This window comes from Pseudomonas meliae (genome assembly GCF_001400515.1).
Lineage (GTDB): Bacteria > Pseudomonadota > Gammaproteobacteria > Pseudomonadales > Pseudomonadaceae > Aquipseudomonas > Aquipseudomonas amygdali.
In genome coordinates, this window is record NZ_LJQT01000128.1 from 1 (window position 1) to 7,026 (window position 7,026).

General features: G+C 59.8%; 3 protein-coding genes and 1 pseudogene. 2 read left to right on the forward strand and 2 right to left on the reverse strand.

Annotation, left to right across the window (positions count from 1 at the left end):
* Both ALO64_RS24995 and ALO64_RS25495 read right to left on the reverse strand, forming a co-directional pair.
* Positions 1-1,098: pseudogene (locus tag ALO64_RS24995) on the reverse strand (dermonecrotic toxin domain-containing protein); the annotation flags it as partial.
* A gap of 110 nt (positions 1,099-1,208) precedes the next feature.
* Complete coding sequence (locus tag ALO64_RS25495; protein WP_162232060.1) at positions 1,209-1,379, reverse strand: hypothetical protein; 171 nt, start codon at positions 1,377-1,379, stop codon at positions 1,209-1,211.
* A 247-nt stretch (positions 1,380-1,626) separates the two neighbouring features.
* Here ALO64_RS25495 and ALO64_RS05560 point away from each other — a divergent pair, with 247 nt between their 5' ends.
* Entirely contained in the window at positions 1,627-3,369 is a 1,743-nt protein-coding gene (locus ALO64_RS05560) for a potassium/proton antiporter (protein ID WP_004666441.1), read from the forward strand.
* Positions 3,370-3,407: 38 nt separating this feature from the next.
* A complete protein-coding gene (gene mscK / locus ALO64_RS05565; protein WP_044345430.1) occupies positions 3,408-6,797 on the forward strand; it encodes a mechanosensitive channel MscK in 3,390 nt (1,129 codons plus the stop codon).
* Positions 6,798-7,026 lie beyond the last annotated feature (229 nt).

Consider the following 7,026-nt stretch of genomic DNA (forward strand, 5'->3'; position numbering starts at 1 on the left):
GTCTACACCCTCTTAGATAACCGATCCATATCTGCTTGCGCAGATCGGCGTTGGACGTCAGCAACTGATGCGCGTCGGTGGTCATGACCTGACGCGCGATATCACGCAGATAAATAAAGGGATCACCCACGATGGGTGCCCGGGATTGATTGATAAGTCGGACATCGGCACGCCAGTCATGCGCGAGCAATTCACTGACCCCGCGCGCAAACCTGACGCTGTCCTGTGTTCGTGCCGCCTCGCCGCGCAGGAAATTGCCTGTCAGTGCCTTACCCGCCTGCTCGCTCGCGAACTGCCCCTTGAGCCAGTTGTACAGCGCGCGTTCGTTTTCGAACACCTGAAAAGGCTGCTCGGCATCAGGCCGGTAAATCACTTCCCGGCCATCAGCGATAACGATACGCAGCATGTCGTAAGTCTTGACGCCGTTGATATCCAGCGTATGCACCGAAAGGCCAGGCGTTACCAAGGGCGAGTCCCGCAAGGCCTTCAGCGTCGCAGGCTGCGAGGGATCAGTGACGACGAATCGAGTGACGTGCTTGAAGTCGTCTGGCGAAAGCTGACCTTTGCGCAGGCAATTACCGGCTGCAACCAAATAGTGCGCTTTGGCCAGAATGCAAAAATTCTCACTGTGCGAACTCCAGAAACGCTCCATGCGGCGGGTGTACAGCGAGCTGAAATCCAGCGTCCACATTTCTGCCAGCAAAGTCTGCGGCAGCATGGGCACCTCGTTGCGCTCGTCGAACACCTCATGATCCGGACCGTCGGTATAAAAACCGCCGTAAAGGGAAAGCTCATCACTGGCCTCTTCGTCGTGGGCGTTGAAGTTCTGCATGAGCAGTTCGATCAACGTCATCGATTGCAGCGGTTTGCCGGAATGTTGCCAGCCGGTAAATGTACGCGGACTGCTGCTTGCGCTGCCGAAACGATGCCATAGACCTTGTCAGGGTTAAACACCTTTTGCGTGTGCTGAAGCATGATCTTGCTGACTACGCTATAGGCCAGATCGTGCAGATCGGGGTAGTCGAAAACAAATTGCTTCGCGCGTTCACGCAGCAGTTGCTGATCGGTTTTAGGTGTTTTCAGAGATTGGGTCGTCATGACTTCTTCCTGTATGAGAGAAGTCCTGCACGTAATCACTCTTTACGGCATACGTGGCACTAACTATTTATAACGCGACCCTGCGCAGGCAGGCACGTGAACTGATTCAGTCAGAGGCCCGAACAGCAAAGGCGGCGGGTGACTGCAGATTGATCGGGTTCAGCCGGAAGTAATCGCGACCGAAAGTATTTGCTCGCCCGCCTCCAGAACTCTGCATGCGGATCCCGCTTATCGCCGAACGGATTTCCGCCCTTCTTATTTTCTGCAATTTCATCGTCCATGATGAAAACCTTCTATAGCTGAAGCTCGACAACAGGCCGCAAGAAGGCTTGGCTTGCGGCATATACGTCTGTGTCGACCGCCGGATTGCGACGAGTCACGTGCTCTGGAACGCCGAATCTGCGTGATCCGCCGGAAATTGATCTTTGACAGCCAAGCAATTCAACAGGTTAAATCCCTTGGCACGCGGACTGCATGGTCAGTTTTCGCCCCTCTCGCTTCAATTCAGTTTTCTACGGAGTACCGCCCTTGGACGCCACCACCATCAACAGCCTGTTCCTGGTCGGCGCGTTGCTGGTAGCCGCAAGCATCCTGGTCAGCTCTCTTTCATCACGCCTGGGTATTCCGATCCTGGTCATCATCCTGGCCGTGGGCATGGTGGCGGGCGTGGATGGCGGCGGGATCATCTTCGACAACTACGCTACCGCCTACCTGGTCGGCAACCTTGCGCTGGCCGTGATCCTGCTTGACGGCGGGCTGCGCACACGGGTGGCCAGTTTCCGGGTTGCGCTGTGGCCTGCCTTGTCGCTGGCGACGGTGGGCGTGCTGATCACCACCGTACTGACCGGCATGGTGGCTGCCTGGCTGTTCAATCTCAGCGTCATTCAGGGCCTGTTGATCGGCGCGATCGTCGGCTCCACAGACGCCGCGGCGGTGTTCTCCCTGCTGGGCGGCAAAGGCTTGAACGAGCGCGTTACCGCCAGCCTCGAGATCGAGTCGGGCAGCAACGACCCCATGGCGGTGTTCCTGACCGTCACCCTGATAGGCATGCTGGCCAGCGGTCAGACCGGCTTGCACTGGGGGCTGCTGGGGCACCTGATCCAGGAATTCGGTATCGGCAGCTTCATCGGCCTGGGCGGCGGCTGGATCCTGCTGCAGCTGGTCAACCGTATCAATCTGGCGGCCGGCCTGTACCCGATTCTAGTGATTGCCGGGGGGCTTGCGATCTTTGCCCTGACCAACGCCATTCACGGCAGCGGTTTTCTCGCGGTCTACCTGTGCGGGCTGGTGCTGGGTAACCGGCCGATCCGCAGCCGCCACGGCATCCTGCACATGCTCGACGGCATGGCCTGGCTGGCACAGATCGGCATGTTTCTGGTGCTGGGCCTGCTGGTTACACCCCATGACCTGCTGCCGATTGCAATACCGGCACTGGGCCTGGCGCTGTGGATGATTCTGGTGGCACGCCCGCTGTCGGTGATGGTCGGCCTGCTGCCGTTCAAGGCCTTCCATGGCCGCGAAAAAGCCTTTATCGCCTGGGTCGGCCTGCGCGGCGCGGTGCCGATCATCCTCGCCGTGTTCCCGCTGATGGCCGGGCTGCCCAATGCGCAGCTGTACTTCAACCTGGCGTTCTTTATCGTACTGGTCTCGCTGTTGCTGCAAGGCACCAGCCTGCCGTGGGTGGCCAAACTGTTGAAAGTGACGGTTCCGCCTGACCCTGCGCCTATTTCCCGAGCCGCACTGGAGGTGCACGTCACCAGTGAATGGGAGCTGTTCGTCTACCGTCTGGGCGCTGAAAAGTGGTGCATCGGTGCAGCGCTGCGTGAGCTGAAAATGCCTGAAGGCACGCGTATTGCCGCGCTGTTCCGGGGCCAGCAGTTGCTCCACCCGTCCGGCAGTACGACGCTGGAAGTGGGCGACCTGCTCTGTGTGATCGGTCACGAACATGACCTTCCGGCACTGGGCAAACTGTTCAGCCAGGCACCGCAACGTGGCCTGGACCTGCGCTTCTTCGGCGACTTCGTTCTTGAAGGCGATGCACGGCTGGGTGAAGTCGCGGCCCTGTATGGCCTGAAACTCGATGGCATTGACCCCGGAATGCCACTCAGCCAGTTCATCGTGCAGAAGAACCGCGGCGAGCCAGTGGTGGGCGACCAGATTGAATGGAATGGAACTATTTGGACAGTTGCCGTCATGGACGGGAACAAGATCCAGAAAGTGGGCGTCAAATTCCCCGAAGGAACCCGCCCGGGCCCCGGACTGTTCCTTTAAACTGCCAATCCACACGTATCATCATGCGACCGGTGTCTATGTTTTCCCTGCGTTCCATTTGTGCTGCCGCACTGTTTGCGCTTTGCCTGTCCACCTTCCCGGCGCTCGCCGCCGACCCGCCCAGCAGCGATGCCGTGCAGCAAAGCCTCGACAAGATTGCTGATCGCAAGCTGCCTGATGCCGAGCAGAAAGCGCTGCAACAGGTACTCGAGCAAACGTTGGCTTTTCTCGCCAGCAAGAAGGACAGCGAGCAGAAACTCGAAGCGCTCAAGCAACAACGGGCCCAGGCGCCAAAACAGACCTCGGAAAACCAACGCGAGCTGGCCCGCCTGAAAGAAAGCAAAGTGGTACCCGTCGCCCAGCGCTACGGCGGCCTTGATGTGCCACAACTGGAGCAGCTTCTCAGCCAGCGCAGTACCCAGCAAAGCGACCTGCAAAGCGAACTCAACGACGCCAACAGCCTGGCCATCACCGCGCAGACCCGGCCTGAGCGGGCGCAGACTGAAATCAGCGCCAATCAGACGCGTATCCAGCAGATCAACGCCATCCTCAAGAGCGGCAAGGACAATGGCAAGACCCTGAGCGCCGACCAGCGCAATCTGCTCAATGCAGAACTGGCCTCGATCAACGCCCTCAACCTGCTGCGCCGTCAGGAACTGGCCGGTAACAGCCAGTTGCAGGACCTGGGCAATAGCCAGCATGACTTGCTGACCGAAAAGGTCGCGCGCCAGGAACAGGAAATTCAGGACCTGCAGACCCTGATCAACGACAAGCGTCGCGCCCAATCGCAGAAAACGGTCGCCGACCTGTCCCTGGAAGCGCAAAAGTCCGGTGGCAGCAGCCTGCTGGCGACCGAAAGCGCCGCTAACCTCAAACTGTCTGACTACCTGCTGCGCGGCACCGACCGCCTCAACGAGCTGACCCAGCAGAACCTCAAGACCAAGCAGCAACTGGACAACCTGACCCAGACCGATCAAGCCCTCAGCGAGCAGATCAACGTGCTGAGCGGTAGCCTGCTGCTGTCCAAGATTCTCTACAAGCAGAAGCAGGCGTTGCCGCACCTGGAGCTGGACAAGGGCCTGGCCGACGAAATCGCCAACATCCGCCTGTATCAGTTCGACATCAACCAGCAACGCGAACAGATGAGCACGCCGACCGCCTATGTCGAAAAGCTGCTCGCCACTCAACCGCCTGAAAACATTACCCCGCAACTGCGCCGTACGCTGCTGGACCTGGCAATCACCCGCAGCGACTTGCTGGAGCGCCTCAATCGCGAGCTGAGCGCGTTGCTCAACGAGTCCATCACGCTGCAACTGAACCAGAAGCAGCTGACCAGCACCGCTCAGGGACTGCGCGCCACACTCGACGAGCAGATGTTCTGGATCCCCAGCCACAAGCCGCTGGACCTGGAATGGTTTCAAAATATCTGGCCGCGCCTGCAAAAGCAGATCGCCACCCTGCCCTGGACATCCAGCCTGAGCGAGCTGTCAGACGGCCTGACTCAGCGACCGCTGCTGTTCCTGCCCCTGCTGCTGTTGATCGGCGTACTGACCTGGCGGCGCAAGGCGCTGTATCAGAAGCTGAATCGCCTGCATGCCGACATCGGCCACTTCAAACGTGACAGCCAATGGAAGACGCCACTGGCGCTGCTGATCAACGTGCTGCTGGCCATGCCCGTGGCGCTGGGCCTGGCTCTGTGCGGCTATGCGCTGCAGATCGACGCCCGCGGTCAAAACGCCAACCTCGGCGAGGCCTTGCTGCAGATCGCCCTCGCCTGGCTGGTGTTCTATACCGCATATCGCGTGCTCGCCCCGTCAGGTGTTGCGCAACTGCACTTCCGCTGGGAAACGGCGCAGGTCGAGTTCCTGCGTGGCTGGGTGCGTCGCCTCGGGCTGGTCGTTCTGGCCCTGGTGGCCGTGGTGGCCGTCGCCGAGCACCAACCTGCCGCACTGGCCGACGATGTACTGGGGATCGGCGTGGTCCTGACCTGCTACGCGCTGATGACCTGGCTGCTCGCTCGCCTGCTGATCTCGAGCCCCACGCATCACAATGCCTCACTGTTCCGCAAGACTGTCGGTGTGGTGTTCACAGCATTGCCCGTCGCACTCTTTCTGGCCGTGTGCTTTGGCTACTACTACACGGCGCTCAAGCTCAGCGACCGCCTGATCGACACCCTGTACCTGATGATGATCTGGCTGATGGTCGAGGCGACCTTCGTTCGCGGCCTGAGCGTCGCCGCCCGCCGCCTGGCCTACCAGCGTGCACTGGCCAAGCGTCAGGCAGCCCGGGAAAACGGCGACAGCGAAATTCCGGTCGAAGAGCCGAAACTGGACATCGAACAGGTCAACCAGCAGTCGCTGCGTCTGATTCGTCTGGCCTTGCTGGCCGGTTTCGTCGGTGCGCTGTACCTGGTCTGGGCCGAACTGATCACCGTATTCGCCTACCTGGACAACATCATCCTCTACGAATACACCAGCGGCACCGGTGCCAACATGAGCATGGTGCCGATCAGCCTGAGCGACTTCCTCAGCGCTGGGGTGATCATCGTCATCACCTTCGTGCTCGCCGGCAACCTGCCCGGCCTGCTGGAAGTGCTGGTGCTGTCACGCATGAACCTCGCGCAAGGCAGTGCCTACGCAACAACCACGCTGCTGTCGTACACCATCGCCGGTGTCGGCTTCGTGACCACGCTGTCGACGCTGGGCGTGAGCTGGGACAAATTGCAGTGGCTGGTCGCGGCGCTGTCGGTAGGGCTCGGGTTCGGCATGCAGGAGATCTTCGCCAACTTCATCTCCGGCATCATGATCCTCTTCGAACGCCCGGTGCGGATCGGTGACACCATCACCATCGGTGCCCTCTCGGGAACGGTCAGCAAGATCCGCATCCGCGCCACGACCATCACCGACTTCGATCGCAAGGACATCATCGTCCCGAACAAGACCTTCATCACCGGCCAGCTCATCAACTGGTCGCTGACCGACACCGTCACCCGCGTAACGCTCAAGCTGGGCGTCGATTACGGCTCGGACCTGGACCTGGTGCGCTCCCTGCTGCTGCAAGCCGCTAGGGAAAACCCTCGGGTGCTCAAGGAACCAGAGCCCATCGTCTACTTCCTGAACTTCGGCGAAAGCACCCTCGACCACGAACTGCGCATGCACGTCCGCGACCTGGGCGACCGCAACCCGGTGCTGGACGAGATCAACCGCTTCATCAATCGCGAGTTCAAGAAGCAGCACATCAACATCTCGTTCCGCCAGATGGAGATCTACCTCAAGAACACCCAGGGCCTGGAATACAAGCTGGTGCCCGCCGAGCCAAGCGACAAAACCGGTGCGCCCACCGGACAGACGACGTTGCAGCCCGTGAACACTCAAGTCACCCCGGCGACCAAAGACGCGCCAGAGCCGCCGGAGTTGAGGCTGGACTGAGGTTGGGTGTGGAATGACCGGCAGGGCGGCTGTCGGTTGTTCACGGTCTGCAAGCTGGAAGCTATAGCGCTTTGAAGGCCTGTTCAGCTTCAACTTATTGATCCACCCCATCCTATAACAACATTATTTCTGACAATGCATAAGCTGAATCATCAAAAGTGCATCGACGCACTCATCAAGCTTATAAGTTCACCTTGACACACTATACGTTCCTAGGAGGGTGTAGACA

Coding starts and splice junctions, on each gene's coding strand:
- ALO64_RS25495 (WP_162232060.1), bottom strand. CDS start 1,379: ATGGACGATGAAATTGCAGAAAATAAGAAGGGCGGAAATCCGTTCGGC.
- mscK (WP_044345430.1), top strand. CDS start 3,408: ATGTTTTCCCTGCGTTCCATTTGTGCTGCCGCACTGTTTGCGCTTTGC.